The sequence below is a fragment of the Kitasatospora sp. NPDC093558 genome (genome assembly GCF_040683475.1).
GTDB lineage: Bacteria > Actinomycetota > Actinomycetes > Streptomycetales > Streptomycetaceae > Kitasatospora.
In genome coordinates, this window is sequence record NZ_JBFBDY010000122.1 from 1 (window position 1) to 16,345 (window position 16,345).

The 16,345-nt window shown below is 70.9% G+C and carries 18 protein-coding genes, 1 pseudogene and 1 riboswitch; of the genes and pseudogenes, 9 read left to right on the forward strand and 10 right to left on the reverse strand.

What is annotated here, in order from left to right; genetic code table 11:
• Positions 1-128 precede the first annotated feature (128 nt).
• From AB0O00_RS14945 to AB0O00_RS14955, 3 genes are read right to left on the reverse strand one after another with little or no spacing between them, the layout of a single operon-like run.
• Positions 129-641, reverse strand: coding sequence for a hypothetical protein (locus AB0O00_RS14945; RefSeq protein WP_363651764.1), 513 nt, complete (start codon positions 639-641; stop codon positions 129-131).
• Positions 642-686: 45 nt separating this feature from the next.
• Positions 687-1,115 (reverse strand): winged helix-turn-helix domain-containing protein, encoded by a 429-nt coding sequence (locus AB0O00_RS14950; RefSeq protein ID WP_363651766.1) that lies wholly within the window; start codon positions 1,113-1,115, stop codon positions 687-689.
• A 60-nt stretch (positions 1,116-1,175) separates the two neighbouring features.
• Positions 1,176-1,427 carry a hypothetical protein gene (locus AB0O00_RS14955; protein ID WP_363651768.1) on the reverse strand — a complete coding sequence of 84 codons (252 nt, stop codon included), beginning with the start codon at positions 1,425-1,427 and terminating at the stop codon, positions 1,176-1,178.
• Between the two features lie 391 nt (positions 1,428-1,818).
• A riboswitch (M-box (ykoK) riboswitch) is annotated at positions 1,819-1,995 on the reverse strand.
• A gap of 173 nt (positions 1,996-2,168) precedes the next feature.
• Between AB0O00_RS14955 and AB0O00_RS14960 the strand changes: the two genes are divergently transcribed.
• A complete protein-coding gene (locus AB0O00_RS14960; RefSeq protein ID WP_363651770.1) occupies positions 2,169-3,314 on the forward strand; it encodes an alpha/beta hydrolase-fold protein in 1,146 nt (381 codons plus the stop codon).
• Between the two features lie 100 nt (positions 3,315-3,414).
• Here AB0O00_RS14960 and AB0O00_RS14965 read toward each other — a convergent pair whose 3' ends face one another.
• Together AB0O00_RS14965 and kdpB are read right to left on the reverse strand one after the other, a co-directional pair.
• Positions 3,415-3,897: a universal stress protein gene (locus AB0O00_RS14965; RefSeq protein WP_363651772.1), complete on the reverse strand. Its 483-nt coding sequence runs from the start codon at positions 3,895-3,897 to the stop codon at positions 3,415-3,417.
• A 170-nt stretch (positions 3,898-4,067) separates the two neighbouring features.
• Entirely contained in the window at positions 4,068-6,221 is a 2,154-nt protein-coding gene (gene kdpB / locus AB0O00_RS14970) for a potassium-transporting ATPase subunit KdpB (RefSeq protein ID WP_363651774.1), read from the reverse strand.
• A 313-nt stretch (positions 6,222-6,534) separates the two neighbouring features.
• Here kdpB and AB0O00_RS14975 point away from each other — a divergent pair, with 313 nt between their 5' ends.
• The 4 genes from AB0O00_RS14975 (at position 6,535) to AB0O00_RS14990 (ending at position 9,816) form a co-directional block, all read left to right on the forward strand.
• Positions 6,535-6,699: a hypothetical protein gene (locus AB0O00_RS14975; protein ID WP_363651776.1), complete on the forward strand. Its 165-nt coding sequence runs from the start codon at positions 6,535-6,537 to the stop codon at positions 6,697-6,699.
• Positions 6,700-6,732: 33 nt separating this feature from the next.
• Positions 6,733-8,073: a diaminopimelate decarboxylase gene (lysA, locus tag AB0O00_RS14980; RefSeq protein ID WP_363651778.1), complete on the forward strand. Its 1,341-nt coding sequence runs from the start codon at positions 6,733-6,735 to the stop codon at positions 8,071-8,073.
• A gap of 111 nt (positions 8,074-8,184) precedes the next feature.
• The gene (locus tag AB0O00_RS14985; RefSeq protein ID WP_363651780.1) at positions 8,185-8,625 is read left to right on the forward strand and encodes an ML domain-containing protein; all 441 of its coding nucleotides are present in this window, start codon (positions 8,185-8,187) and stop codon (positions 8,623-8,625) included.
• A gap of 234 nt (positions 8,626-8,859) precedes the next feature.
• Complete coding sequence (locus tag AB0O00_RS14990; RefSeq protein ID WP_363651782.1) at positions 8,860-9,816, forward strand: hypothetical protein; 957 nt, start codon at positions 8,860-8,862, stop codon at positions 9,814-9,816.
• An 81-nt stretch (positions 9,817-9,897) separates the two neighbouring features.
• On the opposite strand, the pseudogene AB0O00_RS14995 reads toward AB0O00_RS14990, so the two are convergent.
• Positions 9,898-10,908 (reverse strand): annotated as a pseudogene (locus AB0O00_RS14995) (YafY family protein).
• Positions 10,909-11,002: 94 nt separating this feature from the next.
• Between AB0O00_RS14995 and AB0O00_RS15000 the strand changes: the two are divergent.
• Both AB0O00_RS15000 and AB0O00_RS15005 read left to right on the forward strand, forming a co-directional pair.
• Positions 11,003-11,401, forward strand: a complete 399-nt coding sequence (locus AB0O00_RS15000; protein ID WP_363651784.1) for a VOC family protein — start codon at positions 11,003-11,005, stop codon at positions 11,399-11,401.
• Positions 11,402-11,602: 201 nt separating this feature from the next.
• The gene (locus AB0O00_RS15005) at positions 11,603-13,009 is read left to right on the forward strand and encodes a nucleobase:cation symporter-2 family protein (protein WP_363651786.1); all 1,407 of its coding nucleotides are present in this window, start codon (positions 11,603-11,605) and stop codon (positions 13,007-13,009) included.
• A gap of 46 nt (positions 13,010-13,055) precedes the next feature.
• On the opposite strand, the gene AB0O00_RS15010 is transcribed toward AB0O00_RS15005, so the two are convergent.
• Together AB0O00_RS15010 and AB0O00_RS15015 are read right to left on the reverse strand one after the other, a co-directional pair.
• Positions 13,056-13,259 carry a DUF397 domain-containing protein gene (locus tag AB0O00_RS15010; protein ID WP_363651788.1) on the reverse strand — a complete coding sequence of 68 codons (204 nt, stop codon included), beginning with the start codon at positions 13,257-13,259 and terminating at the stop codon, positions 13,056-13,058.
• On the reverse strand, positions 13,259-14,275 hold the full coding sequence (locus tag AB0O00_RS15015; protein ID WP_363651790.1) for a helix-turn-helix transcriptional regulator: 1,017 nt from the start codon (positions 14,273-14,275) through the stop codon (positions 13,259-13,261). Before AB0O00_RS15015 ends, AB0O00_RS15010 begins: the two co-directional genes overlap by 1 nt.
• 101 nt (positions 14,276-14,376) lie before the next feature.
• Here AB0O00_RS15015 and AB0O00_RS15020 point away from each other — a divergent pair, with 101 nt between their 5' ends.
• Together AB0O00_RS15020 and AB0O00_RS15025 are read left to right on the forward strand one after the other, a co-directional pair.
• Entirely contained in the window at positions 14,377-14,784 is a 408-nt protein-coding gene (locus AB0O00_RS15020) for an ATP-binding protein (RefSeq protein WP_363651792.1), read from the forward strand.
• The gene (locus AB0O00_RS15025) at positions 14,781-15,056 is read left to right on the forward strand and encodes a hypothetical protein (RefSeq protein ID WP_363651794.1); all 276 of its coding nucleotides are present in this window, start codon (positions 14,781-14,783) and stop codon (positions 15,054-15,056) included. The genes AB0O00_RS15020 and AB0O00_RS15025 overlap by 4 nt, the downstream gene beginning before the upstream one ends.
• An 80-nt stretch (positions 15,057-15,136) precedes the next feature.
• Here the strand turns inward: AB0O00_RS15025 and AB0O00_RS15030 are convergent, their stop codons facing one another.
• Positions 15,137-15,655: a hypothetical protein gene (locus AB0O00_RS15030; RefSeq protein WP_363651796.1), complete on the reverse strand. Its 519-nt coding sequence runs from the start codon at positions 15,653-15,655 to the stop codon at positions 15,137-15,139.
• A 151-nt stretch (positions 15,656-15,806) separates the two neighbouring features.
• Entirely contained in the window at positions 15,807-16,013 is a 207-nt protein-coding gene (locus AB0O00_RS15035; protein ID WP_363651798.1) for a DUF397 domain-containing protein, read from the reverse strand.
• Between the last annotated feature and the right edge of the window lie 332 nt (positions 16,014-16,345).

The following is a 16,345-nucleotide window of genomic DNA, read 5'->3' on the forward strand; positions in this document are numbered from 1 at the left end:
GGGGGGGGGGGGGGGGGGGGGGGGGGGGGGGGGGGGGGGGGGGGGGGGGGGGGGGTGGGGGGGGTGGGGGGGGGGGGGGGGGGGGGCGGGGGGGGGGGTGGTGGGGGGGGGGGTCGGTGGCGTGCGGGTCAACAACGGTTCGGCGGAGGGGGTTTCGGCCCGCCCCGGTCCGGCCCGCCTCGATTCGGCCCGCGGCGCCGCTCGCGGACGGCGTCGACGAGCAGCCGGGCGGTCGGGACGGGGAGGTCCAGCCGCCGCCCGATCCACGGCGCGGTGTGGCCGCCGAGGGCGAGCACCCAGGCGGCGTAGAGCTGGTTGAGGTGCGGCCCGTCCTCGGTGAGCAGCAGTGGGCGGACGGCCTCCATCGGGAAGCCCTCCAGGGCGCGGGTGCTGTAGACGGGACCGTCCGGGCCCGGCGGGGGCAGCGGGAGCATCCGCCGGGCGGCCAGGCGGCGGCCGACCAGCAGCGCGGCGACGAGCAGCAGGCCGGAGCCGGCGGCTCCGATCAGGGCGGCGCCGATCACCGGCCGGTCCGGGTCCGAGGCCTCGCCCAGCGCGAGCGCTTCCAGGACGAGGAGCACCAGGACGACGAGCAGCCCCGCCGCCTCGCCGCGCCGGGGGAGCAGCTTGCCGGGAGTCATCGGAAACCTCATCGTGGCTGTGGGGACGGCGAGTTGGCGGCCGGCTCAGGCCGCGGTGGACAGCCGGGGGTCGTACTTGTAGCCGATCTGGCGGACGGTCGCGAGGGTGGGCCGGTGCTCGGGGCCGAGCTTGCGGCGTATCCGCGCGATGTGGGTGGAGATGGTGCGGGTGTCGCCGTTGTCGGGGCGGCCCCACACGCTCTCCATCAGCTGGCGGCGGCTGTGCACGCGCAGCGGGTTGGCGACGAGGTGGGCGAGGAGCTCGAACTCCATGTAGGTGAGGTCGACTTCGCGCCCGTCGACGGTCGCGACGCGCTGCTCGGGGTCGATCGCGAGCCCGTTGGGCGCGGTGGGTTCACCGCTCGCGGGTCGGGAACCCGAGGCCCGAGCGGGGGCGCTCGCGGTCGCGACGGCGCGGAGGGCGGCCCGGTGGTCGGAGAAGATGACGTCGAGCCGGGGGTAGCGGACGGCCATGACGGGACTTCCTTCGGCGTGATTCTGCTGGTGGCGTGGGCGGTGGGAGGCGACGGGCGGTCAGTTCTCGGCGTGCCAGCGGGCGCACAGCCGCGTGGACCCGTCGGCCGCGGTGACGGCCTCCCAGCGGGCCCGCAGGCGTACCGGCGGCCCGGCCGGGGGCTGCGAACCGATGGCCTGGAGCACGCTGCTGTCGAGCGGGCCCGCGGCGATCCGGCCGAGGACGCCGGCCAGGGCGCCGGCCAGGGCGGCGCGCAGGCCGCGCTGCGGGGCGGTCCGGGTGGTGGGGTGGAAGAAGGCGGTGACGGACATGGCGACTCACCTCGGGTTCAACGGCCGGCGGGCGTGCGAGGGCATGCCCCGGCCGGGCGTGGCGTGGGCGTGGCGGGTTGACGCGCGGCTCGCCTCGCGGCGTGCGACGGCGACTCCCTGCGGGCACGGCACCGCCGCCCGGCGGCCGTCCGATGTGGGGCCGTGCGGGCATGGTGGACACGTGGACATGCTGACGAAACGTCAGAAGCGGTGCAGGGTGCGGGAGTTCAGCGTCTGCCGGAGGCGTGCTCGGGCGCACGGGAATCGGGCCGACTATGGCCCGGACTACTACTGCTGCTGTCCATGCGTCTCGCCTCCTTCCGGTCGGGCGCACCACGACGGTGCGTTCATCGACTCGGCAGGAGCTCGCCAACCTGCCCCCCGGGCCGCCGGCTCACCCCAACTCGTCAGAGCTTTGGCACTTCACGGCGTAATCCCCCGCAGCCGGGGGAAGCCACTTGGGATCAACCCTTAGGTCGGGAAGATCTGTCCTGAACCTGGGCGTCTCTCGACGTCGTCGGGTCAGTGGCCTGTGTCCGTGAAGACGCCTCACCGAACGAGGTGCCTTTTCAAACACCCGAAAGCATAGCCCGGAACCGCGCGATCATCGACACCTTTGTCGAACTTCTGACACGAACGCCCTTCCGGGAGCGCATGACGTTCGGGTGCCATCCGATTACGGTGGGTGGGGTGCGCTGTGGACGTCCGGCCGGTGGTCCACAGTGGTAGGGGAGGCCGACCATGGGACTCACCAGTCACAAGCTGCTCGCGCTGATGGCACTGTTCGCCGTGGCCACGGTGCTCGGCACGCTGTGGGTGTGGCCCCGGCTCGCGGTCCGCAGCTGGCCGGCGATGTTCCTGCGCCTCGGCACGATCGTCCTCACCCAGCTGGCCCTGGTCGCCACGCTCGGGCTCGCCGTGAACGACTACTTCGTCTTCTACAGCAGCTGGTCCGACCTCTTCGGGCACGACCGGGGCACGGGCGTCGTCCAGGGCGCCGCATCGCCCGGCGGCGGGCCCGGCCGCCCGTCCGCCGGGATCCAGGTGCTCGGCGCGGCGGACATCACCGGCGCCCCGGCGGGCAGCCGGGACCCGGCCCGGATCGGGCGGCTCGACAAGGTCCGCATCCCCGGCACCACGACCGGCCTGAGCACCGACGGCTACGTCTACCTGCCGCCGCAGTACTTCCAGCCGGGCGGCGAGCAGCGGCACTTCCCCGCCCTGCTCGTCCTGACCGGCTTCCCCGGCGACGCCACCAACCTCGTCACCAAGCTGCGCTACCCCGCGTACGAGCTCGACCTCCTGCGCCAGGGCGCGATGAACCCGACCGTCCTCGTGCTGATGCGCCCCTCGCCGTCCATGCCCCGCGACAGCGAGTGCGAGGACATCCCGAAGGGCCCGCAGGCGCAGTCGTACTTCACGACGGACGTCCCGGCCGACCTGCGCGCCTCCTACCGCGTGCTGGACGGCACCGGCGGCCTCGGCGTGATCGGCGACTCGACGGGCGGCTACTGCGCGCTCAAGCTCGGCATGGTGCACCCGCAGACCTTCGGCGCGGTGGTCTCGCTCTCCGGCTACTTCAAGGCGGCCGACGACGTCACGACCGGCGACCTGTTCGGCGGCAGTCCGCAGCGCCGCGACGAGGCCGACCTGAAGTGGCGCCTCGCGCACCTGCCGATGCCGGCGCTGTCGGCGCTGCTCGCGGACAGCAAGGAGGACGGGAGCACGTACGCGGACTCGTCGGCCTTCGCGGCGGCGGCCCGTCCGCCGTTCACGGTGGCGCAGGCGACGGTGGACTCGGGCGGGCACAACTTCACGACCTGGACGAGGCTGCTGCCGCCGTCGCTGACGTGGCTGAGCGACCACCTCAACGTGCCGTCACCGTAGGCGTGTTGGCATAGTGCTGCCCCCGCCCGGGGGGAGCGGACGGGGGCAGCTGGACGGGGAGGCAGCGGACGAGGAACACCGGGCCGGCCCCGGCGCGCCGCTACCAGGCGAGGAGCGGGAGCGGGGCGCCCGTGCGGGCGGGGAGTTCGAGGCGGGTCAGGAGTTCGGACGGGGACACCTCGACGACCCGGCAGCCCGCCCGGTGCCGGCAGTGGCGGCCGACCGACGCGTGGCGCAGCCGGCCGAGGCGGCGGCCGGTGGCGCCGATCACGAGGAGGTCGTCCGGGCCGGTCACGGCGCCGACCAGGGCGGGCCCGGGCTCGGCGTTGACCACCACGGGGTGGACGACGATGCCGGACGGGTAGCCGCCGTAGGCCTGTTCGAAGGCGATGTCGAGGCGCCGGCGGGCGGCGTGCTCCAGTTCGGACAGCGGCCGCAGCCCGTCCCGGTCGTGCGCGGTCCAGGCGGCGACCGGCACGAGCGTGGCGCGGTGCCGGGCCGCCTCTCCGACGGCGTGGTACAGGGCGGCGAGGCTGCTCAGTGATCCGCTCAGGCCGACGATCACTCGGGTGGTCCCGGTCATGGCCGTTCGCCTCCGTGTGCCAGTGTGGCTTCGTGTGGGTTCGTGACTTCGGTTCCGTCACGTCCAGTGAACCCCGGAACCACCCGGTCCGCGCCGGCGCTGACACCGCCATGACGCCCGCCCGCCGCATCTTGACGGCCCCCTGACACGGGTGCTCCGGAGGGCCTGTCTCAGCCCAGTCCCGGGACGAACTGGATGAGCAGGTCGATCGCCTTGATGCCGAGGAACGGCAGCACCAGCCCGCCCAGCCCGTACACCCGCAGGTTGCGCCGGAGCAGGTCGGTGGCGGAGGCGGGCTGGTAGCGGACGCCGCGCAGGGCGAGCGGGATGAGGGCGACGATGATCAGCGCGTTGAAGATGATCGCGGAGGCGATCGCGGACGTCGGGCTGTGCAGGCCCATGATGTTGAGGTGGTGCAGCCCGGGGTAGGCGTGCGCGAACATCGCGGGGATGATCGCGAAGAACTTGGCGACGTCGTTGGTGATCGAGAAGGTCGTCAACGCGCCCCGGGTGATGAGGAGTTGCTTGCCGACCCGGATGATGTCGATGAGCTTGGCCGGGTTGGAGTCGAGGTCGACCATGTTGCCGGCCTCCTTCGCCGCCGGGGTGCCGGAGTTCATGGCGACACCGACGTCGGCTTGGGCGAGGGCGGGCGCGTCGTTGGTGCCGTCGCCGGTCATCGCGACCATGTTCCCGGCGGCCTGCTCCTGGCGCAGGTAGGCGAGCTTGTCCTCGGGCGTGGCCTCGGCGAGGAAGTCGTCGACCCCGGCCTCCTCTGCGATGGCCTTGGCGGTGAGCGGGTTGTCGCCGGTGACCATGACGGTGCGGATGCCCATCCGCCGCAACTCGGCGAAGCGTTCGGCGATGCCCTCCTTGACGACGTCCTTGAGTTCGACGACGCCGAGCGCGCGGGCGCCGTGCCGGTCGTGGACGGCGACGAGCAGCGGGGTGCCGCCGGCCTCGGCGATCCGGTCGACGAGCGGCTTGGCCGCCATCGGCAGCCGGCCGCCGGACTGCACGACCCACTGGGCGACGGCGTTCGCCGCGCCCTTGCGGACGAGGCAGGTGGCGCCGTCGGGCCAGCTCAGGTCGACGCCGCTCATCCGGCTGTGCGCGGTGAACGGGACGGGCCGCTGCTCGCCGAGCTCGCCGGGGTGCCTTGGCGGCACCCAGTATTGACGGTTCGTCAGTTCCATCAGGGATCGCCCCTCCGGCGTCTCGTCCGCGATCGACGCCAACTGTGCTGCCTCGGCGAGCTGTTCGGTCGTGGCGCCGGGCAGCGGGTGCAGGGCGACGGCCTGCCGGTTGCCGTACGTGATGGTGCCGGTCTTGTCGAGGAGCAGCACGTCGACGTCCCCGGCGGCCTCGACGGCGCGGCCGGAGAGGGCGACGACGTTGCGCTGGACGAGCCGGTCCATCCCGGCGATGCCGATCGCGGAGAGCAGCGCGCCGATGGTCGTCGGGATGAGCGCGACCATCAGGGCGCACAGCACGACGGTGGTCTGCGGCGCGTGGGCGTAGATGGCCATCGGCTGGAGCGAGACGACGGAGAGGATGAAGATGATGGTGAGCGAGGCGAGCAGGATGTTGAGCGCGATCTCGTTCGGCGTCTTCTGCCGGTTCGCGCCTTCGACCAGGCTGATCATCCGGTCGATGAAGCTCTGCCCGGGGCGGGAGGTGACCCGGATGACGAGGTGGTCCGAGAGCACTTTGGTGCCGCCCGTGACGCCCGTCCGGTCGCCGCCGGACTCGCGGATGACCGGGGCGGACTCGCCGGTGATCGCCGACTCGTCGACGGTCGCGATGCCCTCGACCACTTCCCCGTCCTGTGGGATGACCTCGCCGGCCGAGACGAGCACGATGTCGTGCAGCATCAACTCCTCGGCGGGGATGACTTCGTGGCGGTGATCGCGGGTCCCGACCCGCCAGTGCAGGAGCCGCCGTGCGGTGGTGCCGGCTTGGGCGCGGCGCAGCGACTCGGCCTGCGCCTTGCCCCGGCTCTCGGCGACGGCCTCGGCGAGGTTGGCGAACAGCACGGTGAGCCAGAGCCAGAAGGAGATCACCCAGGCGAACACGCTCGGGCGGGCGATGGCGGTGAGCGTGGTGAGGGCCGAGCCGGTCTCGACGACCAGCATGACGGGGTTGCGCATCATCGTGCGCGGGCGGAGCTTGCGGACGGCGGCCGGCAGGGCCTCGGCGAGCTGCTGCCGGGTGATGAGCCGGCGGCGGCCCCGGGCGGGGCCGGTGGGCCGGTGGCTGGGGTGGCCGGGGTGGGGTGCGTGCTGCGGGTGGTCGGTGGTGTCCGTGAGGGCCGTACGGCTCATCGTCTCGGGGGACCTTCCGGGCTGCCCCTGTGGCGACGGGGCGGCGGGCTCAGGGGCGGCGGGAACGGCGGACAGCCCACCACCGGATTCCGGCGCGCCATGCCGGTCTTGACGCGGGCTTGGCGGCTTTGCGGCCTTCTTTGACAGTTCCCTGACACTCAGGGTCGCCCGTTCGGGGCGGGCTGTCAGGAAGCCGTCAAAGTCCGCCCCCGGGGCGTAGGTCACGCGTCAAGGACGGGTGCGATCGATGCCCGAAAGGTCTCCACTGGGAGCGAGGGCCGACGGCCCGCCACGACTTCCCTTGGAGCCCCCGATGACCACCGCCACCGCCCTGATCGACGTCGACGAGCCGCTGGAACGGACGATCCGCCTCGTGCCCGCCCCGGAGTGTCCCGCACCTGCACCCGCTGTCCCGGAGGCCGACGAGGCCCGGACGCGGCCGGTGCACTGCCGGATCGCGATGCACTTCGAGGACTGACCGCCACCCGCCCGACGTTTCGTAGGAGCCGCAATGACCCAGCTCGCCGCCCCTTCCTCCGCCATCTCCAGCGCAGCTCTCGGCGGTCCCTGGCCGGCCTCGGCGCGGTCGGGGCCGGGCGGGGAGGTGCTGGTCGGCGGGGTCGGCCTGGCGGAGGCCGCCGAGCGGTTCGGCACGCCGCTGTACGTGGTCGACGAGGCCGAGGTGCGGGCGCGGGCCCGGGCGTACCGGCGGGCGCTGCCGCACGCCGAGGTGCTGTACGCGGCGAAGGCGTTCCTGTGCAGCGCGATGGCCGACTGGGTGGCGGAGGAGGGGCTGGGGCTGGACGTCTGTTCGTCGGGCGAACTCTGGCTGGCCTCGTCGGCCGGGTTCCCGGCGCAGCGGATCCTGCTGCACGGCAACGCCAAGTCCCCGGAGGACCTGCGGCTGGCGCGGCGGCTTCGGGTGGGCCGGATCGTCATCGACGGGCCGGCGGAGATCGCCCGGCTCGCGGCGCTGGTGGCGGCGGACACCCCGCAGAAGGTGCTGGTGCGGGTGGTCCCGGGGATCGCGGCCGGGCACCACGCGGCGGTGCGGACGGGGGTGGGCGGGCAGAAGTTCGGCTTCCCGATCGAGGGCGGCGACGCGGCGGACGCGATCGCGCGGGTGCTCGACCAGCCCGGGCTCGAACTGGTGGGCCTGCACTGCCACTTGGGCTCGCAGATCACCGAGATCGAGCCGTTCCTGCGGGCGGTGGACGCGCTGGTGCGGCTGCTGGAGGCGGTGCGGGACCGGCACGGCATCGAGCTGCCCGAGCTGGATCTGGGCGGCGGCCACGGCATCCGCTACCTGCCGGGGGACTCCGCGCTCGACGTCGCCGAGTTCGCGGTGCGGGTGACGGACCGGCTCGCGGTGCGCTGCGCCGAGGCGGGGTTGGACGTGCCGCGCCTGATCGTCGAGCCCGGCCGGGCGATCGCGGGCCCGGCGGCGGTGGCGGTGTACCGGGTGCTGTCCGTGAAGCACACGGCGGACGGGCGGTGCTTCGCGGCGGTGGACGGCGGGATGAGCGACAACCCGAGGCCGGCGCTGTACGGGTCGGAGTACACGGTGAGGCTGGTGGGCCGCCGGTCGGATGCGGGGGAGGCGAGGGTCGACGTGGTCGGCCGCCACTGCGAGGCGGGGGACGTGCTGGTGCGCGATGCGCTGCTGCCCGCCGATCTGCGCCCCGGCGACCTGCTTGCGGTGCCGGCGGCCGGCGCCTACCAGCTCTCGATGGCGAGCGGCTACAACATGGTCGGCCGCCCGCCGGTAGCGGCGGTGAAGGACGGCCGGGCGCGGCTGCTGATCAAGAGGGAGACGGTCGAGGACTTCCGCCTGCGCGAAGTGGGGCGTTGAGCGCCCACTCGTTCGAGTGGTTTGACGTGTCTCCGCCCGTAGCAGCTGCTTTCCGCAGTCCAGACTGTCGCGACGAGCCACCGTGGCGCGTCGCGACAGAAGGAGTTCTCCATGGCCGACTGGGGCTATAGGAACGTGGGTTCGCCGGGCGACGCACTGGACATCAAGTCCATTACCGTCACTCCGGATCCACCGAAGCCAGGAAGCACCGTCACAGTCCGGTTCGACGCGGCCGCGATGGAGAAGATCGAGGACGGCGCCTACTTCGACGTCGTGATCAAGCTTGGCCTGGTCAAGCTGATCACGCGCAGGTACGACATCTTCGCGGAGCTTCGCGGCGGCGGCGCCGAGGGCCTGAAGCTGAGCTGCGACACCAGTAACGGAAAGAGTCCCATCCCGAAGGGGAACGCTGTCCTGACCGCCGTTATCGACCTCCCGAACGAAGTACCGAGGGCGAAGTTCAAGGTCGAGGTCCGCGCCTACACCGTCGACGAGGGCGACCTGGCGGCCCTGGACTTCGACCTCGACCTCCGGCCCGGCTTTCCGGCCTAGCCGTACCTGCGAAGGCCGACGTGCCCTCACCGCCTCGGAGCGGTGGGGGCACGTCGCTTGCGCGAGCTGCACGTTTATCGGTTGACTACAAGGACGCCTTCCGCATGACCACGTCACCTGACACGCTGTCATCGTCACTCCGGGATCCGTGGCCCCGGTCTTCAGGGGCAGTGGCCGGCCTGGGAGTTGGGCAGGCAGGGCGAAGGAGGATCCCCCGGAAGAAGGGAAGTCTCCGTGTCAAAGCGCATCCTTGCGTTCGTCAGCGTGCTGGTGGGCGCGATCCTCGCATGCACGACCGTCGGGGCCGGTACGGCGTCGGCCGCCTCCGGTGACTGGACGGCACAGGCTCCGGTCGGCGGCGGTTCGAGTGCCGGTCCGACGTTGGCGTCCTTCAACAACCGTGTGTACGCGGCCTGGAAGGGCGCGGGCGACGATCCGCGGATGTTCTACGCCTCCAGTTGGGACAACGATCACTGGACGGACCAGGCCGCGGTCGGGGGCGGTACGAGCACCAGTCCGACGCTCGCCGCCTTCAACGGGAGGCTGTACCTGGCGTGGAAGGGCGCGGGCGACGACCAGCGGATGTTCTACGCCTCCAGCCCCGACGGAACGAACTGGACGGACCAGACCGCGGTGGGCGGCGGCACGAACTCCGCTCCCGCGCTGGCGACTTACAACGGCCGGCTCGTCCTGGCGTGGAAGGGCGCGGGCGACGACCCGCGGCTGTTCTTCAGCGTGAGCTGGGACGGTCGGTCCTGGTCGGACCAGCGGGAGGTCGACGGCGGCGGTGCCACCAGCACCGGCCCGGCGTTGGCCGAATTCGCGGGCAAGCTGTATCTGGCGTGGAAGGGCGCCACTGACGAGCACGTCTATTACGCGACCACCGACAACGGCAACAGCTGGACGCAGCGGGGCTGGGTCCAGGGCGTGGGCGGGACGAGTCACTCCCCGGCGCTGGCAGCGTTCAACCAGGCGATCTTCGTGGCGTGGAAGGGCGCGGGCGACGACCAGCGGATCTTCTACACGGCGAGCAGCAACGGCCAGAACTTCGGCGAGCAGCGCCAGTTGGGCGGTGGCACCAGCAACGGTCCTGCGCTGGCGGCGTCCGGCAACTGCCTGTTCCTGGCCTGGAAGGGCGCGTATGCGGATCAGCGGATGTTCTACTCGTACAGCCCCGACGCCGGGGCGTGAGTAGAGGATGGTCGGTGCGCGGGAAGTCGACCTGGCCGACTTCTCGCGCACGCGGTTTTCTGGCGGAGGGGTTGTGCCACCTCATGACATCGGCTTCTCGCGGTCAGGCTCGGCGGCGTAGGACGTGAGGCGACCGGCGAGCGCGATGACGAGGGCGCGGAGTTCGTCGGGGCGCTCGATGACGAACGGCCGGTCGAGTGCGGCGAGGACCGGAGGCAGCCAGTCGAGTCGCTCCGCCCGTAGCTCGACGTGCCGCCAGCGCTCGGTCGTGCGGTCCTCGCCGGCTTCGGACTCGTGCTCCTCCAGGTTCGCGACGCTGACGGGAAGGTGGGCGCGGATCTGCTCGACCGTCCCGTGGATCCGCAAGGACACCTCATGCCGGTAGTCGGCCGTGGCGAATCCCGACAACACGCGCTCGGCCGGACCGGGACCCACGGGCGGTTCGAACGAGCCGGGCAGGGTCCTCGCGTCGGCGATGCGATCGAGCCGGAAGGTCCGGTCCTCGCCGATCCGGGCGTCCTTGCCCGTGACGTACCACCGGCCCGCATGGGCCACGATCCCGTACGCGTGCAGGGTGCGTTCGCTGCGCCGTCCGTCGCGGTCGGTGTAGCGGACCGAGACCGGTCGGTGGTGGTGCACCGCATCGGCGATCGTGAGCAGGACCCCGGCGTCCGGGGTGTCGAACTCGCCAGGCCGATCCGTGAAGGCGAGAGCTGCCAGGAGCGTGTCGAGCCGGCGGGCGATGTGCTTGGGCAGCACCCGCCGGATCTTCGCCGATGCCGTCTCGCTCGCCGTGCGCTCCGTCGTCGCCAGCCCTGCCCGGCGCCCGGCGACCAGGCCGAGCAGGACGGCCAGTGCCTCGTCGTCGCCGAGCATGAGCGGCGGCAGGCGGTACCCGGGGGCGAGCCGGTACCCGCCGTAGCGGCCGCGCACCGACTCCACGGGAATGTCGAGGTCGATCAGCTAGTCCACGTACCGGCGCACGGTGCGCCCTTCGACGCCGAGCCGGTCGGCGAGTTCGGCCACCGTCCGGGTGCCGCCGGACTGCAGCAGCTCCAGGAGTGTCAGCACGCGGCCGGTGGGTCGAGGCATATCCGCAGCTTAACGCGAATAGAGGACCGATTCTGTCCAGTATTTCTCCTAGCCTGCGACATGCAACGCCTCCAGCACAGCCAAGGAGATCCCCATGGACTTCGTCTCGATCCGCATCATCACCGGCGACGTAGCTCGCCTCGTCGAGTTCTACGAGCGGGCCACAGGGGCGCGGGCGACGTGGGCCAATGAAGACTTCGCCGAACTCAGGACCACGGGCGCCACCCTCGCGATCGGCAGCACCCGCACCGTCCCGCTGTTCGCTCCGGGCTCCGCCCGCCCGGCGTCCAACCACAGCGTGATCACCGAGTTCCTCGTCGACGACGTGGACAGCGTGTACAAGAACCTGACCGGCTTCGTCACGGACTTCGTCACCGAGCCCACCACGATGCCCTGGGGCAACCGGTCGCTGCTGTTCCGCGACCCCGACGGCAACCTCGTCAACTTCTTCACCCCCGTCACCCCGGCGGCCATCGAGAAGTTCGCACGCTGACGCCGGGCAGGGATGAACACCGGGCCAGAGCAAAAGCAACACCGCCGTTCGCCCGCGGAAACGCGGGTGAAACGGCATCAACAAAAAGTTTGACTCGCTGTTCCGGTCGACGGGCCACACGCCCCGTTCCCTTCCGCTGCGCCCACCCCTCACGCGCCGGGGCTCTCCCCCCGAGCCCCGCTGTGCCTCCGGAGGCTCCCTGTGTCCCAGGCCCCCGACGCATCCGCGTCCGCATCCACCGCCGCACCCGCCCGGCACCCGGTCGACGAAGTCCTGCCGGCCGCACGGCTCGGACTGCTCGGTCTGCAGCACGTGCTGGTGATGTACACCGGCTGTGTCACCGTCCCGCTCGTCTTCGGCGCGGCGGCCAAGCTCGACACCTCCACCATCGGACTGCTCATCAACGCCGACCTGCTGGTGGCCGGGCTGGTGACGCTGCTTCAGGCACTCGGCATCGGCAAGGTGCTGGGCGTGCGGCTCCCGGTTGTCGCGGGCGCCACCTTCACCGCCGTCACCCCGATGATCCTCATCGCGGGCGAGTACGGGATGCAGGCGGTGTACGGCTCGATGATCGCCGCAGGTGTCTTCGGCCTCCTCGTCGCCGTACCGTTCGCCCGCGCGGTCAGGTTCTTCCCGCCGCTGGTCAGCGGGTCGGTCATCACCGTCATCGGGCTGTCGCTGATCGGGGTGGCGGCCGGGCTGATCGCCGGGTACGACTCCACCGCCAAGAACTACGCCGCCCCGAGCCACCTCGCCCTGGCCGGCGGCATCGTGCTGCTCATCGTCCTGGTCAACCGTTTCACCAGCGGCTTCCTCTCCCAACTCGGTGTCCTGCTCGGTCTGATCGTCGGCACCCTGGTCGCCATCCCGATGGGCCTGACGGACTTCTCCTCCGTGGGCGGCGCCGACTGGTTCGGCCTGGCCTCGCCCTTCCACTTCGGTGCGCCGCACTTTCCGGTCGCCGCCGTCATCTCGATGTGCGTGGTCATGCTGGTGACGTTCACCGAGTCGACAGCGGACATGCTCGCCGTGGGCGAGATGACAGGCCGGCCGGTCTCCCGCAAGGACCTGGCCCGCGGTCTGGCCGTCGACGGTGTCTCCGGCATCTTCGGCGGGATCATGAACGGCTTCCTGGACACCGTCTTCGCCCAGAACGTCGGCCTGGTCGGCATGACCAAGGTCCGCAGCCGTTACGTCGCCGCGGTGGCAGGCGGCATGCTCGTCGTCCTCGCCCTCATCCCGAAGCTGGGCGAGATCGTGGCCTCCCTGCCCGGCCCGGTGATCGGCGGCGCGGGCCTGGTCATGTTCGCCACGGTCACGGCGGTCGGCATCAACACGCTGCGCAAGGTGGAGTTCGAGGGCGCGGGCAACCTGCTGATCGTCGCGGTCGCCATTGGCGTGGGCATGCTCCCGGTCGTGGCGCCGAACATCTACCACGCCTTCCCGACCTGGGTGCAGATCATCGGCGGCAGCGCCATCACCAGCACGACGCTGGCCGCGTTCGTGCTGAACCTGCTGTTCAACCACACACCCGGCCGGAAGGCGGCTGAACCGGAGGCGGGAAGGGGGGCCTTGGAGGCCGACCCTGATTCCGCGCCCGCGACCTGAGGGGCGAGCGGGAAGTCGGCTGGGCCGACTTCCCGCGCAACCGTGTTCAGGCGGACGGGAGTTCGTTGCTCTTGATGGCGGTGACGAACGCGGACCACGCGGAGGCGGGGAAGAGGAGCGCCGGCCCGCTGGGGTCCTTGGAGTCCCGGACGGGGACGATGCCGGCGAAGCCGTCGGCGACCTCGATACAGTTGCCCTGGTCGCCACTGAACGTGCTCTTCCGCCACACGGTGCCCGGGTCGGTGTCCATCACTCAAGTTCCTTTGCAATTTTCGCGATAAGCCGCCGCGACGGCCCGACATCCAGTGCCGAAGCCCGGAGTCGGTCAAACGCCTGATCATGGGCTGCGACGTCGTCATCCCGTTCGAGGTAAAGGCTACTCGTCATGGCCTCCGTGTACACCACGTCGAGATCATTTCGAACGGGGAACTCCAAGACCACGAATGAGCCGAGCACTCCCGCATGGGCGCCGGCCTCGAACGGCACGACTTGCAAGGTGACATGCGGCTCTTTGGAGGCGGCCACGAGCTGCTGCAACTGCTTGGCCATGACCAGCTTGCCTCCAATCACCCTTCGTAGTGCGGCCTCATCCACGATGGCCCAGAGCTTCAGCGGCTCCTCCCGGCGGAGCGCAGCATTCTGTCGAGCCAGGCGCACATCGACGAGGGCATTGATCACCTCGGGCGTGGCCTCCGGTCGGAGCCCGCGAATCACGGCCCGCGCGTAGTCGGCGGTCTGGAGCAGCCCCGGGATGAGCGACGACTCGAAGTTCCGAATCGCCACCGCCTCTGCCTCGAAGCTGATGAACGACGCGTAGCGCTGCGAGATCACGTCGGAGTACGGCTGCCACCACACCCGGCGCTTTCCCTCGCGAGCCAGCGTCGCAAGCGCCTCTCTGGTTGCGGGGTCGGTGACTTCATAGACGTCGAGCAGTATCCCGACCTCGTTCGCCCGCACTCCGTGCCGGCCGTTCTCCAGTCGGCTGACCTTGGACTGGTGCCAGCCGAGCCGGGCTGCCACGTCGTCAACCTTGAGGCTGAGGCCCTCCCGGATCCTCCGAAGCTCGGCTCCCAGCATTCGGCGGCGAACCGTTGGTGTTGCGGCCACGCTCCGACCTCCCCTCGTCGCGCTCTGTCGTCGGATCACAGTCTGGCGTGACTGGAGTGGTTTCGTCACGTCAGATCTCGAAAGCCATATGTACTTTGCTGGATCCGGTTGCATCAATCCGCCGCCAAGGAGCATGCTACGAAGCGTGGTGATGCTCACCACACAGCGTGATCCTGCTGGTTCATCGCTCGGGCATTCCCTTGCCTCTCGCCGGCCTTCGGATCGCGATCTTTCCCACCACACCCGGAGGAGGCCTCGCCATGCCCGGAACGTTGGAGAAGTTCTCGTACTGGCTGCCGAGACACCACAAGTCCGTCGCTGCGGCCAGAAAGCTGCTCCGCGAGTTCCTCGCCGACCAGCCCGGTGGTGAACCGTTCATCTCCAACGGCGAGTTGGTGCTGAGCGAGCTCGTCACCAACGCCGTGCTCCACGCCCGCACCGCGCCCGGGCGGCTCATCTACATGCAGTTCGAGCTGTGCCCCGATCTCCTCCGCATCGAGGTGCACGACGCCGACTCGACGCGGCCCACGCTGCAGCCCGCCGACTGCCACGACGAAGCCGGGCGCGGGCTCTGGCTCGTCTCCCAGCTGGCGTCCCGCTGGGGGTGCTGCCCGCGCGTCGGTGGCGTCGGCAAGGCGGTCTGGGCCATGGTCGGGAGCGGGCAGTGAGCGCTGAACTCCCCTTCGCCGTCTCGGTCGAGATCAAGGGCGTCACGAAGGCCGCGACCTTCTCCCGCCTCCCCGACGCCCTCGCCGCCGTCCGCACCGCCGTCGCCCGTCTCCCGCTCGACGACGACCAGGCCGACTTCCTCGACGACCTGTTCTCCCCCCACTCCGCCGACCGCATCGCCCATCAGCTGGTGGAAGTCGGCGCCATGCGCGTGATCGCGTTCATCGGCATCGAGCCCCACCCGATCTACCTCTGCCCGGACCAGGACTGATCGGGTAGACGTCCGAACCGCCCCGGCCTACCCGGCCGAGGCGGTTCTTCATGCCCCTGGCCGTGCCGGCGGCCAGGGGTTCAGAGCAACGCGGCGACGCTCTCGCACTTCACGCTGCCGCTGGCCTTGCCGTCGTGTCCGGGGGTGATCTGGCTGATCGGAACGTTGGTGAACGTGACGGTGTCGCCAGTCCGGCTCGCGGATGCGCCGACGGGGGATTCGCCGGTCCAGATGACGCTGTTCGCCGAGTTGATGCCGGCAGTCAGCAGGACGCTGAAGCTCCCGTTGCCGTCGAAGGCAAGGGCGACGGAGGCGTCCCCGTCCTGGGTGGCCGCGACCAGGGTCAGCTTGCCGGATGCGGACTTTTCGCCAAGGCAGGAGCCCGCCGGGAACTTGTAGGTGGCGGTGGTTTCCCCGGTGACGGTGATGGCGTTCGCGCCGCCGGCCGCAGCAGCCGGATCACCCGACCCTGCGGCCGGCTTGGAGGCAGGCGCAGAGGTGGTCGGAGCCGCCGGGACCTGCGAAGCGGGCGCCGAGGACGCCGATGACGACGAGGACGACGAAGAGGGCCCACAAGCCGCGAGGGAGGCGATGGACACGGCGGCGATTCCAGTGGCGCACAAGCGAGTTATTCGATTCATGAGCCGGACTCTATTGCTCCCGCCCAGCGCGGTGGCCAACAAACGGCGTCGTGTCGGGAGTCCTTCGCGCGCGAGAAGTCGATGTGGCCGACTTCTCGCGCACGCGCGTTCAGACGGAGGGGAGTTCGCCGGCCTTGACGTCCGTGACGTATGCCGCCCGCGGATCACCGCGAAACACGAGCGCGGGCCCGCTGTGGGCCTTCGAGTCGCGGACGGGGACGATGTCGGCGAAGCCGTCGGCGACCTCGATGCAGTTGCCCTGGACAGCGCTGTACGTGCTCTTCCGCCACACAGCGCGCTGGTCGGGGTGGATCATTCGAGCCTGTTCGTGGTTTGCATGGGAAGTCGGACGGGCCGACTTCCCGCGCGAGCCATGTCAGGCGTTGGGGGAGTTCGTCGGTCTTGAGGGCGGCGACGAACGCAGTCCATGTGTCGGCGGGGAAGACGAGTGCCGTCGGTGGTCACGTGGCGTATCTCCATGCAGTCGTTCGCCTCAGCGCTGTAGCAGCTCTTGTGCGAGCCCGGACGGGCAGCTGCGTAAGAAGTCGGCCAGTCCGACTTCCTGCGTAAGCTGCGGCGCCCCCACGGAGACCACGACGAGGCTGGCGAAGGGGTCTCGGCCCGCCCCGTCGAGCGGGGCGGGCCGAG